General features: G+C 74.6%; 14 protein-coding genes. 6 read left to right on the forward strand and 8 right to left on the reverse strand.

The window, feature by feature from the left end:
* Positions 1-110: 110 nt before the first annotated feature.
* From mfd to RLT57_RS10120, 5 genes are all read right to left on the reverse strand, one after another.
* Positions 111-3,680: a transcription-repair coupling factor gene (mfd, locus tag RLT57_RS10100; protein WP_311297039.1), complete on the reverse strand. Its 3,570-nt coding sequence runs from the start codon at positions 3,678-3,680 to the stop codon at positions 111-113.
* Between the two features lie 442 nt (positions 3,681-4,122).
* Complete coding sequence (locus RLT57_RS10105; protein ID WP_311297040.1) at positions 4,123-6,693, reverse strand: ABC transporter permease; 2,571 nt, start codon at positions 6,691-6,693, stop codon at positions 4,123-4,125.
* On the reverse strand, positions 6,690-7,478 hold the full coding sequence (locus RLT57_RS10110) for an ABC transporter ATP-binding protein (protein WP_311297041.1): 789 nt from the start codon (positions 7,476-7,478) through the stop codon (positions 6,690-6,692). The genes RLT57_RS10105 and RLT57_RS10110 overlap by 4 nt, the downstream gene beginning before the upstream one ends.
* Before the next feature lie 294 nt (positions 7,479-7,772).
* Positions 7,773-8,270 carry an SUKH-3 domain-containing protein gene (locus RLT57_RS10115; RefSeq protein WP_399128393.1) on the reverse strand — a complete coding sequence of 166 codons (498 nt, stop codon included), beginning with the start codon at positions 8,268-8,270 and terminating at the stop codon, positions 7,773-7,775.
* On the reverse strand, positions 8,267-8,776 hold the full coding sequence (locus RLT57_RS10120) for a YwqJ-related putative deaminase (protein WP_311297043.1): 510 nt from the start codon (positions 8,774-8,776) through the stop codon (positions 8,267-8,269). The genes RLT57_RS10115 and RLT57_RS10120 overlap by 4 nt, the downstream gene beginning before the upstream one ends.
* Positions 8,777-9,055: 279 nt before the next feature.
* On the opposite strand from RLT57_RS10120, the gene RLT57_RS10125 reads away from it, so the two are divergent.
* The 5 genes from RLT57_RS10125 to RLT57_RS10145 all read left to right on the forward strand — a co-directional run bounded on the left by RLT57_RS10125 (position 9,056) and on the right by RLT57_RS10145 (position 15,963).
* Entirely contained in the window at positions 9,056-9,787 is a 732-nt protein-coding gene (locus RLT57_RS10125; protein ID WP_311297044.1) for a hypothetical protein, read from the forward strand.
* Between the two features lie 277 nt (positions 9,788-10,064).
* Positions 10,065-10,808: a sensor domain-containing protein gene (locus tag RLT57_RS10130; RefSeq protein ID WP_311297045.1), complete on the forward strand. Its 744-nt coding sequence runs from the start codon at positions 10,065-10,067 to the stop codon at positions 10,806-10,808.
* Positions 10,809-11,004: 196 nt separating this feature from the next.
* Positions 11,005-12,015: an SMI1/KNR4 family protein gene (locus RLT57_RS10135; RefSeq protein WP_311297046.1), complete on the forward strand. Its 1,011-nt coding sequence runs from the start codon at positions 11,005-11,007 to the stop codon at positions 12,013-12,015.
* Between the two features lie 7 nt (positions 12,016-12,022).
* Positions 12,023-14,770 carry an SUKH-4 family immunity protein gene (locus RLT57_RS10140; protein ID WP_311297047.1) on the forward strand — a complete coding sequence of 916 codons (2,748 nt, stop codon included), beginning with the start codon at positions 12,023-12,025 and terminating at the stop codon, positions 14,768-14,770.
* Positions 14,771-15,030: 260 nt separating this feature from the next.
* Complete coding sequence (locus RLT57_RS10145) at positions 15,031-15,963, forward strand: DivIVA domain-containing protein (protein WP_311297048.1); 933 nt, start codon at positions 15,031-15,033, stop codon at positions 15,961-15,963.
* A 242-nt stretch (positions 15,964-16,205) separates the two neighbouring features.
* Here RLT57_RS10145 and RLT57_RS10150 read toward each other — a convergent pair whose 3' ends face one another.
* On the reverse strand, positions 16,206-17,528 hold the full coding sequence (locus RLT57_RS10150; RefSeq protein WP_311297049.1) for a sensor histidine kinase: 1,323 nt from the start codon (positions 17,526-17,528) through the stop codon (positions 16,206-16,208).
* A 338-nt stretch (positions 17,529-17,866) separates the two neighbouring features.
* Here RLT57_RS10150 and ppc point away from each other — a divergent pair, with 338 nt between their 5' ends.
* Positions 17,867-20,605 carry a phosphoenolpyruvate carboxylase gene (ppc, locus tag RLT57_RS10155; RefSeq protein WP_311297051.1) on the forward strand — a complete coding sequence of 913 codons (2,739 nt, stop codon included), beginning with the start codon at positions 17,867-17,869 and terminating at the stop codon, positions 20,603-20,605.
* Positions 20,606-20,776: 171 nt separating this feature from the next.
* Here the strand turns inward: ppc and RLT57_RS10160 are convergent, their stop codons facing one another.
* Together RLT57_RS10160 and RLT57_RS10165 are read right to left on the reverse strand one after the other, a co-directional pair.
* Positions 20,777-21,379 (reverse strand): TetR/AcrR family transcriptional regulator, encoded by a 603-nt coding sequence (locus RLT57_RS10160; RefSeq protein WP_311300658.1) that lies wholly within the window; start codon positions 21,377-21,379, stop codon positions 20,777-20,779.
* Positions 21,380-21,512: 133 nt separating this feature from the next.
* A complete protein-coding gene (locus RLT57_RS10165) occupies positions 21,513-22,514 on the reverse strand; it encodes an acyl-CoA desaturase (RefSeq protein WP_311297052.1) in 1,002 nt (333 codons plus the stop codon).
* Positions 22,515-22,888 lie beyond the last annotated feature (374 nt).

Raw genomic sequence — 22,888 nt, forward strand, 5'->3', positions numbered from 1 at the left:
CCGCTCACCAGGATCCGCCGGAACCGCCGGCCGACCGGTTCAGCCGGACCTACCGGATCAGCCGGACCTACCGGATCAGCCGGAAGCGCCGGCCGACCGGACCAGCCCGTTCAGCCGAGCACGGTCGTCAGGAACTCCGCCGTCCACTGGAGCAGTTCCCGCCCCACCACCGGCTTGCCGCCGATCCGGGCGGTCGCCGGGCGCGGCACCATCACCTGCTTGGCGGCCGGCTTGATCAGCGAGCGGGGGTAGATCCGCTGGAGCCGCAGCTCCTGGGACTCGCGCAGCTCCACCGGGCCGAAGCGGACGTTGGCCCCCTGGAGGGTGATGTCGCTGACGCCGAACCGCCGGGCCAGCATCCGCAGCCCCGCGACCAGCAGCAGGTTCTCCACCGGCTCCGGCAGCTGGCCGTAGCGGTCGACGAGCTCCTCGCGGACCGCCGTGACGTCCTGCTCGGTGGTGGCCGCCGCGATGGACCGGTACGCCTGGAGCCGCAGCCGCTCGCCGGGCGCGTAGTCGTGCGGTACGTGCGCGTCCACCGGCAGCTCGATCTTGACGTCGAGCAGCGTCTCCTCGGGCTCGCCGCTGGACTCCAGCGCCGAGCGGTAGTCGGCCACCGCCTCGCCGACCATCCGCACGTACAGGTCGAAGCCGACGCCCGCGATGTGCCCGGACTGCTCGCCGCCAAGCAGGTTGCCGGCGCCGCGGATCTCCAGGTCCTTCATGGCGACGTACATGCCGGCGCCCATCTCGGTGTGCTGGGCGATGGTGGCCAGCCGCTCGTGCGCGGTCTCGGTCAGCGGCTTCTCCGGCGGGTACAGGAAGTACGCGTAGCCGCGCTCCCGGGACCGGCCGACGCGGCCGCGCAGCTGGTGGAGCTGGGACAGCCCGAAGGTGTCGCCGCGCTCCACGATGAGCGTGTTGGCGTTCGGGATGTCGATGCCGGACTCGACGATCGTGGTGGACACCAGGACGTCGAACTTCTTCTCCCAGAAGTCCACCACCACCTGTTCCAGCTGCGACTCGCCCATCTGCCCGTGCGCGGTGGCGATCCGCGCCTCCGGCACGATCTCGCGCAGCCGGGCCGCCGCCCGGTCGATGGACTCCACCCGGTTGTGGATGTAGAAGACCTGGCCCTCGCGCAGCAGTTCACGGCGGACCGCCGCGCCGATCTGCTTCTCCTCGTACGGTCCGACGAACGTCAGCACCGGGTGCCGCTCCTCCGGCGGGGTGGTGATGGTGGACATCTCCCGGATGCCGGTGACCGCCATCTCCAGGGTGCGGGGGATGGGCGTGGCGGACATGGTGAGCACGTCCACGTTGGCCCGCAGCTTCTTCAGCTGCTCCTTGTGCTCGACGCCGAACCGCTGCTCCTCGTCCACAATGACCAGGCCGAGGTCCTTGAACCTGGTCTCCGACGAGAACAGCCGGTGGGTGCCGATCACCAGGTCGACCGAGCCGTCGTGCAGCCCCTCCAGCACCGCCTTGGCCTCGGTGTCGGTCTGGAACCGCGACAGCGCCCGTACGTTCACCGGGAACTGGGCGTACCGCTCGGAGAAGGTGCCGAAGTGCTGCTGCACCAGCAGGGTGGTCGGCACCAGTACGGCGACCTGCTTGCCGTCCTGCACCGCCTTGAAGGCGGCCCGGACCGCGATCTCGGTCTTGCCGTAGCCGACGTCGCCGCAGATCAGCCGGTCCATCGGGACCGACTTCTCCATGTCCTCCTTGACCTCGGCGATGGTGGTGAGCTGGTCGGGGGTCTCCGCGTACGGGAAGGCGTCCTCCAGTTCGCGCTGCCAGGGGGTGTCGGCGCCGAAGGTGTGGCCGGGGGCGGCCATCCGCGCCGAGTACAGCCGGATCAGGTCGGCGGCGATCTCCTTGACCGCCTTCTTCGCCCGCGCCTTGGTCTTGGTCCAGTCCGCGCCGCCCAGCCGGTGCAGCGAGGGGGCCTCGCCGCCCACGTACTTGGTGATCTGCTCCAGCTGGTCGGTGGGTACGAACAGCCGGTCACCGGGCTGGCCGCGCTTGGCCGCCGCGTACTCCACCACCAGGTACTCGCGGGTGGCGCCCTGCACCGTACGCTGCACCATCTCCACGTAGCGGCCGACGCCGTGCTGCTCGTGGACGATGTAGTCGCCGCCGACCAGGGTCAGCGGGTCGATGCTCTTGCGGCGGCGGGACGGCATCCGCCCCATGTCCTTGGTGGACGACTTCTGGCCGGACAGGTCGGTCTCGGTGAGCACCGCCAGCTTCAGCGCCGGGTCGATGAAGCCGTGTTCCACCGAGCCGGTCGCCACGTGGACCACCGAGGGCGTCAGGCCCGCCAGTTCCACGTCCAGGCGGGCGGCGATGCCCTCGCCGCCGAGCACCTCCACCATGCGGGCGGCCGGGCCGTGGCCCTCGGTGACGAAGACCGTGCGCCAGCCCTCGGCGAGCCACCCCTTGGTGTCGGCCAACGCCCTGGCGGTGTCGCCGCGGTACAGCTCGGGGGCGTGCATGCCCAGCCGCAGGGTGTCGCCGAACTCCCGCTCCAGGCTGCTGTCGCCCGCCCGCTGCGCCGCGGTCGCCTCGTCGGCGGCGAAGGGGGTCACCGACCACCACGGGATACCGAGCTCGCGGGCCCGGTCGCGGACGTCGGCGATGGCCCACAGCGAGGCCGCGCCGAGGTCGATCGGGGCCTCGCCGCCGACCGCCGACGCCGCCCAGGACGCCTCCAGGAACTCCCGGGAGGTCGCCACCAGGTCGGCGGCCCTGGTCCGCACCCGCTCCGGGTCGCAGACCATCGCCATCGAACCGGCCGGCAGCACGTCCAGCAGCAGCTCCATGTCGTCGACGAGGACCGGCGCCAGGGACTCCATGCCCTCCACCGCGATGCCCTCGGCGATCCTGCCGAGCAGCTCGTCCAGTTCGGGGTGCTCGGCGGCCAGCGCGGCGGCCCGCGCCCGCACCTGGTCGGTCAGCAGCAGCTCGCGGCAGGGCGGCGCCCACAGGCCGTGCTCGGCGACCTCCAGGGACCGCTGGTCGGCGACCTTGAAGTACCGGATCTCCTCCACGTCGTCGCCCCAGAACTCCACCCGCAGCGGGTGCTCCTCGGTGGGCGGGAAGACGTCCAGGATGCCGCCGCGGACCGCGAACTCGCCGCGCTTCTCGACCAGCTCGACCCGGGCGTACGCGGCTGCCGCCAGGCCCTCGACCACGGTGCCGAGGTCGGCGCTCCGCCCGCTGCGCAAGGACACCGGCTCCAGGTCACCGAGCCCCTTGACCTGCGGCTGGAGCACGGACCGGATCGGCGCGACGACGACCTGCACGGGGCCGGCCGCCGGGTCGTCGGCCCGCGGGTGGGCCAGCCGCCTCAGGACGGCGAGCCGGCGGCCCACGGTGTCGCTGCGCGGCGACAGCCGTTCGTGCGGCAGCGTCTCCCACGCCGGGTACTCCACCACCGCGTCCGACGGCAGCAGGGTGCGCAGCGCCGCCGCGAGGTCCTCGGCCTCGCGGCCGGTCGCGGTCACCGCGAGTACGGTGCGGTGGGCGCGGGCGGCGAGCGCGGCGATCGTCAGCGGGCGGGCGGCCGGCGGGCCGACCAGGTCCACCAGCGGGCGCGCGCCGGAGGCGGCTGCGGCCACCGCCTCGGCGAGGGCGGGGTCCTCGACGACGACGTCGACCAGACCGTTCAGACTCATCAGGATTCCGTCCAGGGGGCAGGCGATGCGAAGGGTGCGCCGCCGCGAGGGCAACGCGAACCGCCCGACACGTGTCACGGGCCGGGGTACCCCAAGCGTACGACCTACCGGTGACACACACCCCCGGACGGGTCCGGTCGGACCCTGGACGGGTCCCGGGTCCGGAGCCGGGAGCGGGAAGCGGTACGGGGCGGAGCCCGGACGCGGAGCCGTGAGCGGGGCCGGGCCGCGGGGACGGGCGCGGAGCCGGGCGCGGGGACGGACCGGACCAGGCGAGGACCTGCCCGGGGGCGGGAGCCGGGCCGGGGGCGGGAGCCGGGCCGGGGGCGGCCAAAGACCCGCTCGTCGCGTCCGTACCCGCCCCGGCTCTGCCCCGCGCCCCGGACCGGTGGCGCCCCGCTCCCGCGGGCGGGACCGGGGCCGCGCCCGCGGGGACGTGCGCTCAGTCCGTCGCGATGGCGTCCAGCACGTTCATCCGCGCCGCCCGGAAGGCCGGCATCAGCGCGGCCAGCAGGCCGACCACCGCGGAGCCGACGAAGACCGCGATGATGGTGGGCCACGGCACCTTGAGGATGCCCAGCCCCTGGGAGGCCAGCACCTGCTGGGCGGTGGCGCCCCAGCCGAGGCCGAGGCCCAGGCCGACCAGGGCGCCGAAGAGCGCGATCACCACCGACTCCAGGCGGATCATCCGGCGCAGCTGCCGCCGCGACATCCCGATCGCGCGCATCAGGCCGATCTCCCGGGTGCGTTCGACCACCGACAGGGCGAGGGTGTTGACGACGCCCAGGACGGCCACGATGATCGCCAGGCCCAGCAGGCCGTAGATCATGTAGAGCAGCTGGTCCACCTGGCTGCGGATGAGGTCCTTGTAGTCGGCCTGGTCGCGGACCTGCACCTGCGGGTAGTCCCTGACCGCGGCCTTCAGGGAGGCGTAGGCGGCCTTCTGCCGGCCGTCCGCCGCCTTGGCGAACATCATGAAGTCGCCGGGCATCCGGTCCGGCGGCAGCAGCCGCCGGGCGGTGGCGATGCCGGTGAACAGCGTGCCGTGTTCGAGGGCCGTGTCGTCGCTGGTGACGGCGGCGACGGTGAGCACGGCGGTGGAGCCGCCGACCGGGGTGACGGTCAGCCGGTTGCCCGCCTTGACGCCGTTGTCCTTCGCGAAGCCCTCGGGGACCGACATCGCGTCCTTGCCGTAGGCGTCGGACAGCTTGCCGCCGACCGTGGCGAGCCGGACGTCCTGCGCGTAGGTGGGGCTCGCGGCGGTGATGTCGTCCTTGACGGTTTTGCCCGACGGGAGGGTCAGCCGGGCGCTGACGACCGTGTAGTCGGTGAAGTGCTCGATGCCGCGCGCGGACTTCACCGCCCTCTCCACGGCCGGGGTGAACGTCTGGCCGCCGTTGCCGCCGACCTGGACGATGAAGTCGGCGCCGACCGACTTGTCGAGCTGGTCGCCGGCGGAGGCCACCATCGACGAGCCGACCACCGACATGCCGGCGACCAGCGCCAGGCCGATCATCAGCGCGGAGGCGGTGGCACCGGTCCGGCGCGGGTTGCGCAGCGCGTTACGCTCGGCCAGGCGCCCGACCGGGCCGAAGAACCGCAGCACGACGGCGCTGACCGCCCGTACGACGGCTCCGGCGAGCAGCGGGCCGACGATGACGAAGCCGAGCAGGGTCAGCAGCACGCCGAGGCCGAGCAGGCCGCCGCCGGTCGCGGCCTTCGCCGCCTGGGAGGCGCCGACCAGGGCGACGGCGCCCGCCGCGCAGACCAGGACGCCGATCGCGGCGCGGACCCGTCCGGCACGGACGTCGGCGGGGGTGCCGGCGTCGCGCAGCGCGGCCATCGGGGAGATCCGCCCGGCGCGGCGGGCCGGGATGTACGCGGCGAGCACGGTCACGACGACGCCGATGAGCAGCCCGACGACCGGAGTGGTCGCCTTGACGGTCAGTTCGGACATGTCGAGCCTCATGCCGACCGCGCCCATCAGCTTCATCAGGCCGACGGCCAGGCCGATGCCGCCGCCGATGCCGAGCACCGAGCCGGTGAGGCCGAGCAGGGTGGCCTCGATCAGCACCGAGAGGTTGACCTGTCGGCGGCTGGAGCCGAGCGCCCGCATGAGGCCGGTCTCGCGGGTGCGCTGGGCGACCAGCATGGAGAAGGTGTTGACGATCAGGAAGATGCCGACCAGGACCGAGATGCCGGCGAAGCCGAGCATCGCGTACTTCATGAAGTCCAGGAAGCCGCCGAGGTCGTCCTTGTCCTTCTGCTCGGTCTCGGCCGCGGTGTCGACGGTGTAGCCGCCGCCGATGGCCGCCACGACGTTCTGCTTGAGCCGGTCGTCGCTGGTGCCCGCGGCGGCGGTGAGGCCGAAGCCGGTGTACGCGTGCGGGTCGCCGAGCAGCCTGGTCTGCGCGGTGGGGGTGTCGACGTAGAGGACGGCGGCGCCCGGGTTGGTGGTCTTGAAGGTCGCGATGCCGCTGATGGTGACGTCGAAGTCGCCGGGTGCCGCGATGACGCGGAGCCGGTCGCCTATGGCGAGGTGGTGCTTCTCGGCGGTGTCGGCGTCCAGTACCGCGTCGGCCGGGCCGCGCGGGACGTGCCCCGAGGAGATCTCGACGGCCTTGGTCTCGGTCGGGTCCCAGTTGCTGACGACGGTCGGGGCGCCGGTGGTGGGGCTGATGCTCTTGTTCCGCGCGTCGGCGACCGTCACGTCCTGGCTGGTGACGTCGGGGTACGAGGCGGCGACGCCCGGCACCTTGGCGAGCCGGTCCTGGAGCGAGGCCGGTACGGCGGCGGGCCTGCCGGTGGCCTGCGCGTCGTCGGCCTTCTCGGCGCTGACGGTGACGTCGGAGGCGGTGGAGCCGAAGAGCCTGTCGAACGTCGCGGTCATCGTGTCGGTGAAGACGAGGGTGCCGCAGACGAAGGCCACCGACAGCAGTACGGCGACTGCGGACAGCGCCATACGGCCCTTGTGCGCGAGGAAGTTGCGCACCGAGGTCTTGAGGACGGTCACGAGGTCCTCCCGCGGCCGTCGAAGGACTTCATGCGCTCCAGGACGGACTCGGCGGTCGGGTCGGTCATCTCGTCGACGATCCGGCCGTCGGCGAGGTACAGCACGCGGTCGGCGTACGAGGCCGCCACCGGGTCGTGGGTGACCATGACGATGGTCTGGCCGAGCTCGTCCACCGAGCGGCGCAGGAAGCCGAGGATCTCGGCGCCGGCCCGCGAGTCGAGGTTTCCGGTGGGCTCGTCGCCGAAGATGATCTCGGGCCGGGCGGCGAGCGCCCTGGCCACCGCGACGCGCTGCTGCTGGCCGCCGGAGAGCTGGGCCGGGCGGTGCTTGAGCCGGCCGGCCAGGCCGACGGTCTCCACCACCCGGTCCAGCCAGGCGCGGTCCACTCTGCGGCCCGCGATGTCCATCGGCAGCGTGATGTTCTCCGCCGCGTTGAGCGTCGGCAGCAGATTGAAGGACTGGAAGATGAAGCCGATCCTGTCCCGGCGCAGCTGGGTGAGCTTCTTGTCCTTCAGGTGGGTGATCTCGCTGCCGCCGACCCAGATCCGGCCCTCGGTGACCGTGTCGAGCCCGGCCAGGCAGTGCATCAGGGTGGACTTGCCGGAGCCCGAGGGTCCCATGATCGCGGTGAAGCCGCCCCGCGCGATGTCGACGTCGACCGCGTCGAGGGCCAGCACCCGGGTCTCGCCCGAGCCGTACGCCTTGGTCACCGAGCGGGCGGCTGCTGCCACGGCCGAGCGTTCTCCGTTGCCCCCGGTCCTGGGAATCGTCACTGCCGTCGGCACGGTCACTCACTCCTGATGTCGGTCTGCTGCGGTACGTCCCAGCCTGCCGGTGCGTGCGCGGCGGCACGATGGGGCAGGTCTCCGTCCGCGGGTGGGGGTAGCCCCAGCCCGTCCTACGACCGTAGGGGGCGCCGGCGGCGCGATCGTCATCCGGCGGTACGAACCGGGGGCCGCCGCAGGTAGGTGGCCGCCCCTAGGGGACCGCTGCCCGGGGCGGACCCGGGCGTCGGGGTCGGCGCCGGGTACGTGCGAAGGTGGCGCGTACACGCAAACCGGCGGCCCGGGGGCGCCGGGTCAGTCCGCGGTGAGCCGGACCGGCCGTATCCCGCCGAGGAGCGCTGCCAGGGCCCGGTCGATGTCGGGCCCGGCGTACCAGTCGCCGGTGTGGTCCACCGCGTAGACCCGGCCCTCGGCGTCGATGGCCAGCAGCGCACCGGTGCCCGCTTCCTCGCCGAGCGGGCTGACCTCGCTCTCCAGGGCGCGCCCGAGGTCGCCGAGGGTACGGGCCAGGTGCAGGCCGCGCATCGGGTCGACCACCAGGACGCTGGGCGCGACCTGGCGTCCCGCGGCGGGCGCCGGCGGGATCTTGAGACCGCCGAACTCCGCCCACGCCTCGACCGCGGCCGGGGACACCGCGTGCCGGTGGCCGCCGGGCGACCGGTGCGCCCGCAGCCGGTCGGCCCAGCCCTCGGCCTGCTTGATGTCCCAGCGGCCCGGCTGCCAGCCCGCGGCGCGCAGCGCGGCATCCACGCCGGCCGGGAAACGCGTACCGTGCGGCGCCACCCGCCTCACCCGCCTTCCGCGTCCGGGTCGAAGGGCCGTACGCCCAGGTGCGCGAGCAGCGGCGCGCAGGAGCGGCAGGGCGGGGCGTAGGCGCCGTGCGCCGGGTCGCCGTCCTCGCGTATCCGGCGGGCGGTCAGTCTGGCGCCGCGCAGCGACCTGCGGGCCTCACCGCGGGTGAGCGGGTGGCGGGCGGCGCGCCTGCCGCGGCCCGCCTCGACGGCCCTGAGGTGGCGGGAGAGCAGCACCGCCTCCGGGCAGCGCCCGGCGAACCGCTCACGCTGCCCGACCGGCAGGGCGTCCAGGAAGTCCCGCACCACGGGGTGGAGTTCGGCCGGCTGCTCGGCTTTGGAGCCGGTGCAGGTCAGGACCTCACCGGGGAGGAACAGCGCGGCGGCCACCGCCGGCAGGATGCCGTCCCTGCGGTGCCGCAGCACGGGCGGGGCGGCCCCGTCGGGTTCGGCGCTCCAGGCCGGCCGCGGGTCGGCGGCCCCTGCCGCGCCCGGATGAATCGTCATGTCGTGCGCCTGTTCCTCCGTTTGCCCGCCGCTCAGCGGGCGTTTCCCCCGTACGCCGATCAGAGTGCCAAACGCCCTGTGGATGGGGAAGGAGGACGCGGCCCGCCGGCCGTCCGCTGTGGGGCATGTCACCGCCGCGCGGCGAACCGCCCCCGGCCCGGACACAGCGGGCGCACAGGTACCCCGGACGGCATGGACGATCCGGGTCCGGTGGCGGGAGGATCGTCAGTCGGCCCGCCCCGCGGGCACCCCCCACCGCCGACCCAGGGAATGTGAACCATGCGCAAGACCCGCCTTGCCGCCTCCGCTGTCGCACTCCTGCCCGCGCTGCTGCTGGCCGCGGCCTGCTCGTCGAACTCCGCCGACGCCGACGGCCACTCCAAAGGGACCGCCCCGGCCAGCGCCGCCGCGAGGGCGCCGCTGACCAAGGCCCAGCTCACCAGCGCCCTGGTCACCACCACCGACGTACCGGGCTACACGGTGCAGGTCTCCCAGACCGACGCCACCGACTCCACGGACGACTCGACGCTCACCGCGGACGAGCCGGCCTGCCAGCCCCTGGCCGACATCACCAGCAGCAAGCCGAAGATCCACCGGATGGCGTTCGTCGGCGCCGCCTTCGCCAAGACCCCGGTGGGACAGGCCACTCCGGCGCAGATCGACCAGATGCTGGTGGCCAGCCACGCGCCGGGGGACGCGCAGAAGGTCATCGACTCGGTGAAGACCGCGCTGGGCAGCTGCACGTCGTTCAACGCCATCGACAACACCGGGACGAAGACGCCGTTCGCGATCACCAAGGCGGCGGGGGTGGCGACGGGCGACGCGTCGGCGTCCTACGTGATGACCGACACGGCGGACAAGAAGACCGGGGCGGCGCTGGTGACCGTGGTGAAGTCCGGTGACACCATCACCGCCTACCTGTCGGTGAAGTCGGCGGGCGGCGCGGGCCAGCTGCCCCTGGCGGTGGCGGTCAAGCAGAACGACAAGCTGAAGGCGGCGCAGGCGAAGTAGCGGCACGGGCGGAGCGGCAGGGCGGGCGAAACGGCGGCGGGCGGAGTGGCGGTGCCCCGGGGCCGGTCCGGCGCCGGGCGCCACGGTCCCGCCGCGGCGGGACCGGTGGGCCGGGGGGCCTTCGCGAGCGGTGCCGGCGGTGGGCCCTGTGAGCAGTGCCATAGGCGGCCCGCCGGGCCCGGTGCCGTAAAGTCGCGCGGCAGCGGGCCGCCACCCGCGGGTCCGGGACGGGCGACGGGACGGCCGCCGGACGGCCACGACACAGGGGAACACATCGATGCCGATACCTGCGCGCATTTGCCTACCGGCCGGTAGTCGCGCCCGCCGCCGTACGGCCCTGGCCGCCGCGGCCCTGCTGCCGGTGCTCGCCGTGACCGCGGGCTGCGGCGGAGGCGGGGGGAAGCAGCCGGAGCCGGTGAAGGCGTCCGGCGCGGTACCCGTCGCCGCGCTCACCCAGGCGCTGCTCACCTCCTCCGACGTCGCGCACGTCCAGGTGCTGCCCTCGGGCAGCAAGTCCCAGCTGCTGGGCGGACCGCAGAAGGCCGACCCTGCGGCCTGCCAGCCGGTCGTGGACCAGTGGACCACCCGGCCGAAGCACCCGCGGCAGGTCTACGCCGGGGCGCTGCTCACCGACACCGCGGACCAGGACAGGAACGCCAAGGCCATCAGCCTCGAGGTGATCGCCTCGTACAAAGCGGGCGAGGCCGGGTCCGTACTGGACGAGCTGACCGCCGCGCTGCGCACCTGCCGCAGCTACAAGGTCACCCGCGCCGGCACCACCTCGACGTTCGACGTGGAACCGGTCCCGGCGACGGGAGCCCCGCTCGGCGACCAGCAGGTCACGTACACCGTGTCCGACCCGACGAAGGGTGCCAAGGGGACGGTACTGGTCACTGTGGTCCGCAGCGGCGACGCGACGGCCGCCTACGAGACGGTCCGCGCCGACCACAAGACGGCCGCGCTGCGGCCGGCGATCCCGCTCAAGCAGGCCGCCAAGCTGAAGGCGGCGGCCGGCGGCTGAGCCCTGGATCGGGCCCGGGACCGGGACCGGGACCGGGCCGGGAGCAGGCCGGGGACTGGGCCGGGAGCAGGCCGGGGACTGAGTTGTCCGGAGTTATCCACAGGGTCGGGGCAGGGGCCGACGCGAGTTCCGCCCCAACCCCTAGGCTGTCCGTCATCAGCTGGGACACAGTGGGACGGAGCAGGGGGGAAGCACCATGACGACAGGTCGGCCGGGGCCCGGAGCGCCCCCCGGACCGGGCGCCGGGGCATGGCCGGCGCCACCCAACGCGGCCTACTCCGGACAGGTCGTGCACTTCCCCGACCCGGTGCGGGCGGCCCGGCATCCGCGGGGTGTGCGGGTGGACGACGCCGGCCACCCCGACTTCTCGCCGTACGCCCGCGCCGCCGCGGAGATCGCCGAGCCGCCCGAGGGCTTCGGCGTGGACGAACTGCGGCTGACCGACTACGTCTCCGCCAACGCCGCGCTGCACGCCGCGGGCCACGAGCTGTGGGGCAGCCTGCCGCCGGTCGCCACCCCGCACGGCTGGACCTGGCACCACGTCTTCGGCAGCCGCCGGCTGGAGCTGATCCCCGTCGAGGTCAAGGCGCTGCTGCGGCACCACGGCGGCCTGGCCACCTCCACCGCCGACCACGGCAAGCGCGGCACCCGCCCGCTGCGGGAGACCCGGCCGGTGCACTTCGGACTGCCCATGGACCCGGTGTCGGTCACCGAGGAGCAGGTCCGCGACGTCGAGGAGGAACTCGGCTACCGGCTGCCCGGCGCCTACCGCACCTTCCTCAAAGCAGCGGGCGGCTGCGCGCCCAAGGGCGTGGCCCTCGACGCCGAGCTGGGCCTCCTGGTCGACCAGCCCTTCTTCACCGTCCGCGAGGACGCCGCGGTCAACGACCTGGTGTATGTGAACAAATGCCTGCGCGACCACCTCACCAAGGACTACCTGGCCATCGGGTACGCGCAGGGCGGCATCCTAGCGGTCAAGGTGCGGGGTGAGCGGACCGGTTCCGTGTGGTTCTGCGCGTACGACGACGTGCGCGACGGCGACCGCTGGGCGACCCCGGCGGACCGGGTGGCGGAGTTGCTGCTCCCGTGCGGCGACACGCTCGACGCCTTCCTGCTGCGGCTGGCCGGCAATCCGCCGGAGCTGGAGACGGTGGCGAGCCTGATGGTGGACGGCGGCTTCGCCGCCGCGGTACCGGTGGAGGGGTGAGGCGGACATGGTCACTTTCGCGCAGGCGCAGGAGCGCGCGGAGCGCTGGGTCAACGGGGACGTGCCCGCGTACCAGTCCCGGGAGATCCGGGTCCGCGAGTTCGACCTCGGGTTCGTGGTGTGGTCCGAGGCGCGGCCGGGCGGCCCGACCTCCGACGACGGGTCGGTCCGGGTGGTCATCGCCCGCGACAGCGGCGAGGCCACGCTCTGGCCCGGTCTGCCCGTCGGCGAGCTCATCCGGCGCTACGAGGAGGAGTACGGCCCGGTCCCGAACGACGCGGTGCCGGAACCGGCCGAGCGGCTGGACCTCGAAGCGACCTCGTTCCTGCTGAGCCCCCCGCAGTGGCTCCAGGACGCGGCGGACCGGATGGGCGTTTCCGACCGCCGGGGCCCCGCCACCCTCGCCGGTTCCGGCGACGCCCCGCCCCCGGCGGGGAGTCCGGCCGGTCCGGCGGGCGAGGCGGGCGCGGACAGCACGGTCGCCGCCGCGGCGGGGGCGGTGGGGAGGGCCGCCGCGGAGGTCGGCGCGGCGGGAGCGGGCGCCGGACCGGCCGGACTGCCCGCCGGCGGCGCCACGACCGGTTCCGGTACCGGCGGGATCGACTACCGGCGGCCGGACCGGACCGCCGGACGGCCGGCCGAGCAGCCGGAGTACGACATAGCGGCGCCCGGGTCCGCCCCGGCGCCCACGCCGACCCCTTCGCCTGCGCCGGGAACCGCGCCGGCTGCGGGCCCGGTTCCCGCACCGGCACCCGCACCCGTACCGTCTTCCGGGGGTGTCGACTTCCGGCGGCCCCGGGCGGGCGGGGTGCCGCGGCAGGACGCGGGGCCGAGCAGTTGGGCCGGGAAGACGGTGAGCGACTCGGGGCAGGGTTCGTCCGTCGCGGTGCCTGCCACCGTGTTCGCGCCGCCCATCACCGGCACGGACGACCCCGAGGAGGAGTTCGCGCTAGGGGCCGAGGAGCGCACCGCGCTGATGCCCGGCATCGTGCCGCCCGCGATGGCGCGGTTCGCGCCGCAGGAGCCGCTGCCCCCGGGCGGGCCGCCGCGCCCCGGGGTGCCGTCGACCACGGGCGGCTCGCCCTATCCGCCGCCGACCGGACCTGCCGTGCCGCTCCCGCCGCCGGGGGCCGCGGACATCGCCGAGCTGGCGACCGCCAAGGCGCGGCCCGGCAGTGTGCCGCCGCTCGGCGCGCCCGGGCGGAGCCCTGACGCGCCGCCGCCTCCGGGACCGCTCAGGACCCCCGGAGCACTCGGGTCCGACCCGCACTACGCGCAGACCATGCTGTCCGGCCCGGCGGGCCCGCCGCCGCCCTCCGGCAGCGGGACGCCGCCCCCGCCCGGGGGGAGCGCCGACCCGCACTACGCCGCGACCATGCTGTCCGGCCCCGCGGGCCCGCCGCCTCCGCCGGGCGCGGGCAGGCCCCCGGCGGGCGGCACCCCGCCGGCCGGCGCGGACGACCCGCACTACGCGGCGACGATGCTCGCCCGCCCCGCCGGCCGGCCCTTCCCGCCGCCCGGCGCCGGACCGGCCGGACCTCCGCCGCCGCCCGGCGGGGGCGGCCCGCACGACGCGGCCACCGTGCGGTCCGGGCCCGCGGGGCCACCGCCCCCCGGCGCCGGGGGGCCGCCGCCCGGGACGGCTGACCCGCACTACGCGCAGACGGTGCTGGCGGGTCCCGCCGGTCTGCTGCCGCCCGCGGGGGTCGGGGGGCCGCCGCCCCCGCCGCCTCCGCCGCCCGCGTACGGGTACCCGCAGCCGGTCGCCGTGCCGACGGTCGGTCCGGGGTACATGGCGGTGCTGCGCTACCGGGCCCAGGACGGCAGCGAGCAGCAGGTGATACGGCGGTCCGCGCCGGGCGCGCCGCACCCGGAGTGGCAGATCCTGCACGAGCTGCGGTCGCTCGGCGTGCGGCCGGAGCAGGTACTGGAGCTGCACACCGAGCTGGAGCCGTGCGACCTGCCGGGCGGCTACTGCGCCCGGATGATCCGGGAGACCTGGCCGCAGGTGCGGGTCAGCCACACCGCGCCCTACGGCAGGGACCACGCGGGCCGCCGGCAGGGCGTCCAGCATCTGCTGACGCATCAGGGCGAGTTGCACCAGGTGGCGGGCGCGCCCGCGCGCCCGCAGCCGCAGCGGGTGCCGATGCCGGACCCGCACGCGGTGCCGCGGGTGCCGCCGGTGGGCCTGGACGTGATCGGGCGGGAGTTGGCCGGGGCGTTCGGCCCGCAGGGCGTCTTCCGGTTCGACCAGCGCGCGGTCTCCCGGCAGGGCGTGCCGGACATCGTGGCGCAGACCCTGGTGTGGTCGGGGCTGCCGGCCGACTTCGGACCGTTCTTCTGGGCGCAGGCCCAGCCGGGCCAGCCGGTGCCGACGCTCGGCGAACTCGCCGTGCAGCGCGGGGTGCGGCCGGCCGCGGACGCGGGCTCGTACCTGGTGATGGGCAACGACTTCGGGCGTCAGCTGTGCGTGCAGTACGGCACCGCGCACATCGTCGCGGTGCCGGTGGAGGCGGGGCCCGGCGGGCAGCCGGTGCCGCCGCAGTTCGTCAACTCCAGCCTGCCGGAGTTCGCCCGCAGCCTGGCGCTGCTCGGCCGGATGTGGCGGTTGCGGATCGGGCTGACCCCGGAGCAGGCCGGCCGCTGGACGGTCGACTTCCAGGCACAGCTGGCCGCCCAGGACCCGGCGGCCATCGCCTCTCCGGACAACTGGTGGTCGGTGCTGGTCGAGCAGATGTGGGACGGACTGCTCTGATCTGCGCCGGTCGAGCGGCCGGTGGAGGACCCGGTGGGGGCGGGGCGTCGCGGCGGCTTGGCGGTGGGGCGGGCGGCAGGCCGGCGTAGGCGGTTTACGGCCGTTTCGTGCGGGCCGGGTGGAAGAGGTGTCTTCCACCCGGCCCGTCCGTGTTCCCGGGGTAGACGACAGGTCGGAGTGTCGACACCCGTACAATTCGGACATAAGCGAAAAATGGTCCCCACGGATCAGCCCGACGGCGAGGGCGAGAGGCAGTGGCCATGAGTAGTGACACGACCGCATCGACGGCGGCGAGGGGGCGGTTCGACACCGTGCGCAGCCGTGGTTACCGGCCCGACCAGGTGGACCGCTTCCTGGACGAGCTCTCCGAGGACCGGGACGCGGCGTGGGAGCGGGCCGCCCGGCTGACCGTACTGGCCAACGACATGGACGCCGAGGCCGACGAGCTGCGCCGGCAGCTGGCCGTGCTGGGGTCGACCGCTTTCGACGTACTCGGGCCCGGCGCGCAGGAGTTGCTGCGGCTGGCCGAGGAGGAGGCGGTGGCGGTACGGGACCGCGCGGAGGCGGAGGCGCAGTACGCGCGGGACGCCGCGGACACCGCCCGCCGGACCCTCCAGGACGAGGCGCGCGCGGCGATGTCCGCGCGGCTCGCGGCGGCCGAGGAACAGGCCCAGCGGGTACTGGACGGGGCGTGCGGCCAAGCCGCGGAGATCCTGGGCCGGGCCCGCGCGGAGGCGGACGCGGTACGCGGCGAGGCCGGCGCCGCACTGGACGCGGTCAGGGACGACGCGCAGCGCGCGGACCGCCAGGCGGCGCAGTCCCGGCGCGAACGGGTCGCCGCGCTGGAGCACGAGCTGGCCGAGCGGGAGGCCGGGGTGGACGGCCGGCTCGCCGGCCTGCTCGCCGACGCCGAGCACCGGCTGGCGCAGGCGCAGCGGGAGCGGGCCGAGGCGGAGGAGGCGTTCGACAGGGACGAGGCGGCGGCCGAGGCGCGGGCCGCGGAGCTGATCGCGCAGGCGCGAGCGCAGGAGGAGCGGGTGCGCCACGAGGCCGAACGGGCGCTGCGCGAGCACGAGCAGCACCGGGACGAGATCCGCGCACACCTGGCCCACATCCGCGCCACCTTGTCCGACCTCACCGGCCGCGCCCTCCCCGAGCCCCCCGAAACCCCCGGCCCCCCGCCCTCGGCCTGACCGCGCCCCCGGACCGAACACCCCGCCCCTACCGCCCGCCCCGGACGGCCGCACCCGACCGCGCCACCGTGGACGCCCGGGGCCCGGACGCGCCGACCACGACCGGCCCGGCTTCCCCCGGCCACCCCCGACCACGCACGGCTCCCCCCGACCAGCCGACCACGCACGGCCCGCTCCGGACGGCCCGACCCGAACGCCCCGACCCGCACGGCCCGCTCCGGACGGCCCGACCCGCCCCGGCCCTACCGCGGTGGTGCCGGGACCATCGCCGAGACGCGGAAGCCGCCGTCGGGGGTGGGTCCGGCGGCGAAGCCGCCGCCGTGGGAGGTGACGCGTTCGCGCATGCCGAGCAGGCCGTGGCCGCCGCTGGGGAGCGGGGTGGCGGGGGTGGTGCCGTCGGCGGGCCCGTTGGTGACGAGGACGGCGACCTCCGCCTCGCGGTAGGCGAGCCGGACATGCGCCTTGGCACCCGCCGCGTGCTTGTGGACGTTGGTCAGCGCCTCCTGGACCACCCGGTAGACGGTCGCCTCCACCCGGGGTCCGCAGGGCCGTTCCACGCCCTCGACGGTCAGCTCCACGCCCATCCCGGCGGCCTGCGACTCCTCCACCAGCGCGGCCAGCTCCGCGAGGCACGGACCCTCGCCGGTCTCGGCCGGCCCGGTGTCCGGGAGCGCGGGCGGCGGCCCGCCCGCGGCGGGCGGACCCGGCGACGCCCTCACCTCCGAGGCCGTCCGCAGCACCCCCAGCATCTCCCGCAGCTCGGTCAGCGCCTGCCGCCCCATGTCGCCGAGCAGCTCCGCGCCGGCCGACGCCTTCTGCGGGTCCTTCAGCGCGACCGCCTTGAGCGCCGCCGCGTGCACCACCATCAGGCTCACCCGGTGCGCCACCACGTCGTGCATGTCGCGGGCGATCCGGGTCCGTTCGTCCGCGCGGGCCCGCTCGGCCCGCTCCAGCGCCTTCTCCGCCAGCAGTTCCAGCTCCCGCTCCAGGCCGTCGGCGCGCTCCCGCAGGCTCTCCACCAGCCGGCGCCGGGCCCGTACGTACAGCCCCAGCAGGACCGGCGGCGCGGTCAGCCCGAGTGCCGTCAGGACCGAGACGATCACGGTCACCGGCACCGACGTCGAGCTGCCGTCACCGGGGTCGCGCAGGCTGTCCTCAAAGCTGAGGAAGGCGACGAGCATGGTGCCCAAACCGTTCATCGCGGCCAGCGCCGTGGTGATCCGGCGCGGCACCTCCGAGGCGGCCAGCGTGTAGAGGCCGACGAGCGAGAGCAGGAAGCCCGTCTGGGCGGGCGAGACCGCTATGCCGACCAGCACCACGGCGACCGGCCAGCGCCGCCGCAGCAGCAGCACCGCGCCGACCAGGATGCCGAGCAGGGCGCCCAGACCCGGCACGATCCCGGTCTTGTCGGCGAAGGTGCCGCCCTCGAAGGCGCACTCCAGCGCCGAGACCCCCGCGAGGACGGCGTCCAGCAGGAAGCCGCGCCGCCTCGTCCACCACCACCAGCCGGACCGGGGCGATCCCCCAGCCCCGTCGTCCGGTACGTGCGCCCCCGTCGTACTCATGGCCTCCAGACTAGGCCGTGCCCTGTCCGCCACAACGGGCCACCACAACGGGCCACCACGGCGGACCGCCACGGCGGACCGCCACAGCGAACCAGCCCGTGCCGGCCGGCACGGGCCACGGCGGCGGTCCGCCGCGACGGCCCGCGCGCCGCTGCCGACGGCGCCCGTCCGTCAGGTGGGCGGGCGGTCTGGTGCCGAAGGCCGCCACTTATCCTGAAGGAGTCGGACAGCGCGGTCCGCGAGTACGTCCCGCGCTCCCGGGCCCGCGCGTCGGGCAGGCGCCCAGGAGCGGGTACTGCGAATTCCCCGTCCATCCCACTGCACAAGGAGCCGCACCTGTGAGCAGCGCCGACACCGCCCCGGACAGCAGCACCGCCCTGCGAGCCGATATCCGCCGCCTGGGTGAGCTGCTGGGCGGCACCCTGGTGAGGCAGGAGGGTCAGGAACTCCTCGACCTCGTGGAGAAGGTACGTGCCCTGACCCGCAGCGACGGCGTGGCCGCCGCCGCCCTGCTCGGGGAGACCGATCTGGAGACCGCGGCCAAGCTGGTCCGCGCGTTCTCCACCTACTTCCATCTGGCGAACGTCACCGAGCAGGTGCACCGCGGCCGTGATCTGCGGGAGCGCCGCGCCCTGGAGGGCGGCCTGCTCGCCCAGACCGCCGACCTGCTCAAGGACGGCGACCCGGAGCACGTGCGGGAGACGGTACGGAACCTCAACGTGCGGCCGGTGTTCACCGCGCACCCCACCGAGGCGGCCCGCCGCTCGGTGCTGAACAAGCTGCGCCGGATCGCCGAGCTGCTGGAGGCCGGACCGAGCGGCAACGGCACCGGTGACAAGCGCCGCGCCGACCTGCGGCTGGCGGAGAGCATCGACCTGCTGTGGCAGACCGACGAGCTGCGGGTGGTCCGCCCGGAGCCCGCCGACGAGGCCCGCAACGCGATCTACTACCTGGACGAGCTGCACGCCGGGGCGGTCGGCGACGTGCTGGAGGACCTGGCGGCCGAGCTGGAGCGGGTCGGGCTGCCGCTGCCGGCCAGGACCAGGCCACTGACCTTCGGCACCTGGATCGGCGGCGACCGGGACGGCAACCCCAACGTCACCCCGCAGGTCACCTGGGACGTCCTGATCCTGCAGCACGAGCACGGCATCACCGACGCGCTGGCGCTGGTGGACCTGCTGCGCGGCGCGCTGTCCAACTCCATCCGCAACTCCGGTGCCAGCCAGGAGCTGCTGGACTCGCTGTCCGACGACCTGGTGACGCTGCCGGAGATCAGCCCGCGCTACAAGCGGCTGAACGCCGAGGAGCCCTACCGGCTGAAGGCCACCTGCATCCGGCAGAAGCTGGTCAACACCCGGGAGCGGCTGGCCGGCGGCACCCCGCACGTCCCCGGCCGCGACTACCTGGGCACCGCCGGCCTGCTGCACGACCTCCAGCTGATCCAGGACTCGCTGCGGGCGCACCGCGGCGGCCTGATCGCCGACGGCCGGATGGACCGGACGATCCGCACCCTGTCCGCGTTCGGCCTCCAGCTGGCGACGATGGACGTACGGGAGCACGCCGAGGCGCACCACCACGCGCTGGGGCAGCTCTTCGACCGGCTGGGCGAGGAATCCTGGCGGTACGCCGACATGCCCCGCGACTACCGGCGCAAGCTGCTGGCCAAGGAGCTGCGCTCGCGCCGGCCGCTGGCCCCGACCCCGGCGCCGCTGGACGAGGCGGGTGCCAAGACGCTCGGGGTGTTCCACACCGTCCGGGAGGCGTTCGAGCGGTTCGGTCCCGAGGTGGTGGAGTCGTACATCATCTCCATGTGCCTGGGTTCCGACGACGTGTTCGCGGCGGCGGTGCTGGCCCGCGAGGCCGGACTGATCGACCTGCACGCCGGGGTGGCCAAGATCGGCATCGTGCCGCTGCTGGAGACCACCGACGAGCTGAAGATCGCCGACAGGCTGCTCGACGAGATGCTCTCCGACCCCTCCTACCGGCGGCTGGTGTCGCTGCGCGGCGACGTGCAGGAGGTGATGCTCGGCTACAGCGACTCCTCGAAGTTCGGCGGCATCACCACCTCGCAGTGGGAGATCCACCGGGCGCAGCGGCGGCTGCGCGACGTGGCGCACCGGCACGGGGTGCGGCTGCGGCTCTTCCACGGCCGCGGCGGCACGGTCGGCCGCGGCGGCGGCCCCTCGCACACCGCGATCCTGGCGCAGCCGTGGGGCACCCTGGAGGGCGAGATCAAGGTGACCGAGCAGGGCGAGGTCATCTCCGACAAGTACCTGATCCCCTCGCTCGCCCGGGAGAACCTGGAGCTGACGGTCGCCGCCACCCTCCAGGCGTCCGCGCTGCACACCGCGCCGCGGCAGTCCGACGAGGCGCTGACACGCTGGGACGCGGCGATGGACCTGGTGTCGGAGGCGGCGCACTCGGCGTACCGGAAGCTGGTGGAGGACCCGGACCTGCCGGCGTACTTCTTCGCCTCGACCCCGGTCGACCAGCTCGCCGAGCTGCACCTGGGGTCGCGGCCGTCGCGCCGCCCCGACTCCGGCGCCGGGCTGGACGGCCTGCGGGCCATCCCGTGGGTGTTCGGCTGGACGCAGTCCCGGCAGATCGTGCCCGGCTGGTACGGGGTCGGCTCGGGGCTCAGGGCGGCGCGGGAGGCGGGGCAGGACGCGGTCATCGACGAGGCGTTCGGGCAGTGGCACTTCTTCCGCAACTTCCTGTCCAACGTGGAGATGACGCTGGCCAAGACGGACCTGCGGATCGCCCGGCACTACGTGGACACGCTGGTGCCGGACGAGCTGCGGCACGTGTTCGAGGCGATCGAGGCCGAGCACGCGCTGACGGTCCGCGAGGTACTGCGGATCACCGGGGAGAGCGAGCTGCTGGCGGCGAGCCCGGCGCTGTCGCGCACCTTCCACATCCGCGACCAGTACCTGGACCCGATCTCGTACCTCCAGGTGACGCTGCTGGCCCGGCAGCGGGCGGCGGCGGCCCGCGGTGAGACCCCGGACCCGCTGCTGTCCCGGGCGCTGCTGCTGACGGTCAACGGCGTGGCGGCCGGCCTGCGCAACACCGGCTGAGCCGCCCGCCGGGGCAGCCGGCCGGGGCCGGCCCCGCACCCGTCGCACCGGTGCGGGGCCGGCCCGGTCGTACGGCCTGGCGAACCCCGTCCGCCGCCGGACGGCCGTACGCCGGCCCCGCGTCGGACGGTCCTGCGAGGCCGGCCCGCGCCCGTCCCCGCGCCCCCGCGGTCAGTTCCTGCGGTGGCCGGTCAGCCGCGGTTCCGGGTCGAGCCCGGACAGGCCGTTCCACGACAGGTTCACCAGATGCGCGGCGACCTCGGCCTTCCTCGGGCGCCGGGCGTCCAGCCACCACTGGCCGGTCAGCGCGACCATGCCGACCAGGGCCTGGGCGTAGAGCGAGGCCAGCTCGGGGTCGAAGCCGCGCTGCTCGAACCCGCGGCCGAGGATGTCCTCCACCCGGGTGGCGATGTCGCCGATCAGCGAGGCGAAGGTGCCGGTGGACTGGGCGACCGGCGAGTCCCTGACCAGGGTCCGGAAGCCGTCGGTGGACCGCTCGATGTAGTCCAGCAGCGCGAACGCGGCCTGTTCCAGCAGCTTCCTGGGGTGCCCGCCGGTGAGCGCCCCCGTCACCATGTCGAGCAGCCGCCGCATCTCGCGGTCCACGACGACCGCGTACAGCCCTTCCTTGCCGCCGAAGTGCTCGTAGACCACCGGCTTGGACACGCCCGCGTGGTGCGCGATCTCCTCCACGGACGTGCCCTCGTAACCGCGTTCGGCGAACAGCGTGCGGCCGACGTCGAGCAGCTGCTCGCGCCGTTCCCCGCCGGTCATGCGGACCCGGGGTGCACGCCGCGCGGCCGGGCCCGCGGTGCCGCCGGCCGCCGCGGCGCCCCCGGTGCCCGCGCGGGCACCGGGGGTCCCGTCTCCACCGTCGCCGGGGCCGACTCGGTCGCTCACCCGCCCATCATGCCGCTTCCTGGACGGACTCCTTGACGTTCTCGGTGCGGCGGGAGTCGATCCGCTCCGCGCTCGGCCAGCGGACGTCGGTGGCCCAGCCGGCCAGTTCGAACCAGCGGATCACCCGGGCACTGGAGTCGACCTGGCCGCGCAGCACGCCGTGCCGGGCGGAGGTGGGGTCGGCGTGGTGCAGGTTGTGCCAGGACTCGCCGCAGGACAGCACCGCCAGCCACCACACGTTGCCGGAGCGGTCGCGGGACTTGAACGGGCGCTTGCCGACCGCGTGGCAGATGGAGTTGATGGACCACGTCACGTGGTGCAGCAGAGCCACCCGAACGAGCGAACCCCAGAAAAAGGCCGTGAACGCGCCGTACCAGGACATGGTGGCCAGGCCGCCGATCAGGGCGGGCAGCAGCAGCGAGATCGCGGTGTAGAGCCAGAAGTCGCGGGAGACGCGGCGGATGTCGTTGTCCCTGATCAGGTCCGGCGCGTACTTCTGCTGCGGGGTCTGCTCCTCGTCGAAGAGCCAGCCCATGTGGGCCCACCACAGGCCCTTCATCAGCGCGGGCAGCGTCTCGCCGTAGCGCCACGGGCTGTGCGGGTCTCCCTCGGCGTCGCTGAATTTGTGGTGCCGGCGGTGGTCGGCGACCCAGCGCACGATCGGGCCCTCGACGGCCATCGACCCGGCGATCGCCAGCGCCACCCGCAGCGGGCGGTTGGCCTTGAAGGAGCCGTGGGTGAAGTAGCGGTGGAAGCCGATGGTGATGCCGTGGCAGCCCAGGAAGTACATGCCGACCATCAGTCCGACGTTGAGCCAGCTGAGTCCGTGTCCCCAGGCCAGGGGTACCGCGGCGACCAGCGCCACGAACGGGATGCAGATGAACAGCAGCAGCGCGATCTGTTCGATCGAGCGCTTGTTCTCGCCGCCGCGCGTGGCCGGCGGCAGCGGCTCCTGTCCCGGGGACCCGGGTCCCCGGGGCTCGGTGATCACGTCTGTCTGAGTGGTCATGGCTGTCCCTTGCGTCGGCGACATTGGGTAGGTGGTGGGGGGCGGTCGGGGGGCGGTCGGCGGCCGTTCATGTCGGTTACGCCCGTAACCTACGGCTCCGTAAGTATTGCAGCGGCGCCCGTCAGGGCAACAGGACCACATGGGGTAAGGGTCTCCTACCCGTCATCGCCGGTCTCACCGCGGGACGTTCCCCACCCGCGGCGATCCGCTCCCGGCCACCGCGCCCGCCCCGGCCCGCCGGGTCGCCGGCGTCGGGCAGATCACTGCGGCCGGCCGCCCCGGTCGGCCACTGCCCCGGCTCGCCGCGGGCGGGCCGCCGCGGCCGGACGGGCCGACCGTCCGGCGGATCGCCGCCGATCAGCGTCGCGGGGACG

Source organism: Streptomyces sp. ITFR-21 (genome assembly GCF_031844685.1).
Lineage (GTDB): Bacteria > Actinomycetota > Actinomycetes > Streptomycetales > Streptomycetaceae > Actinacidiphila.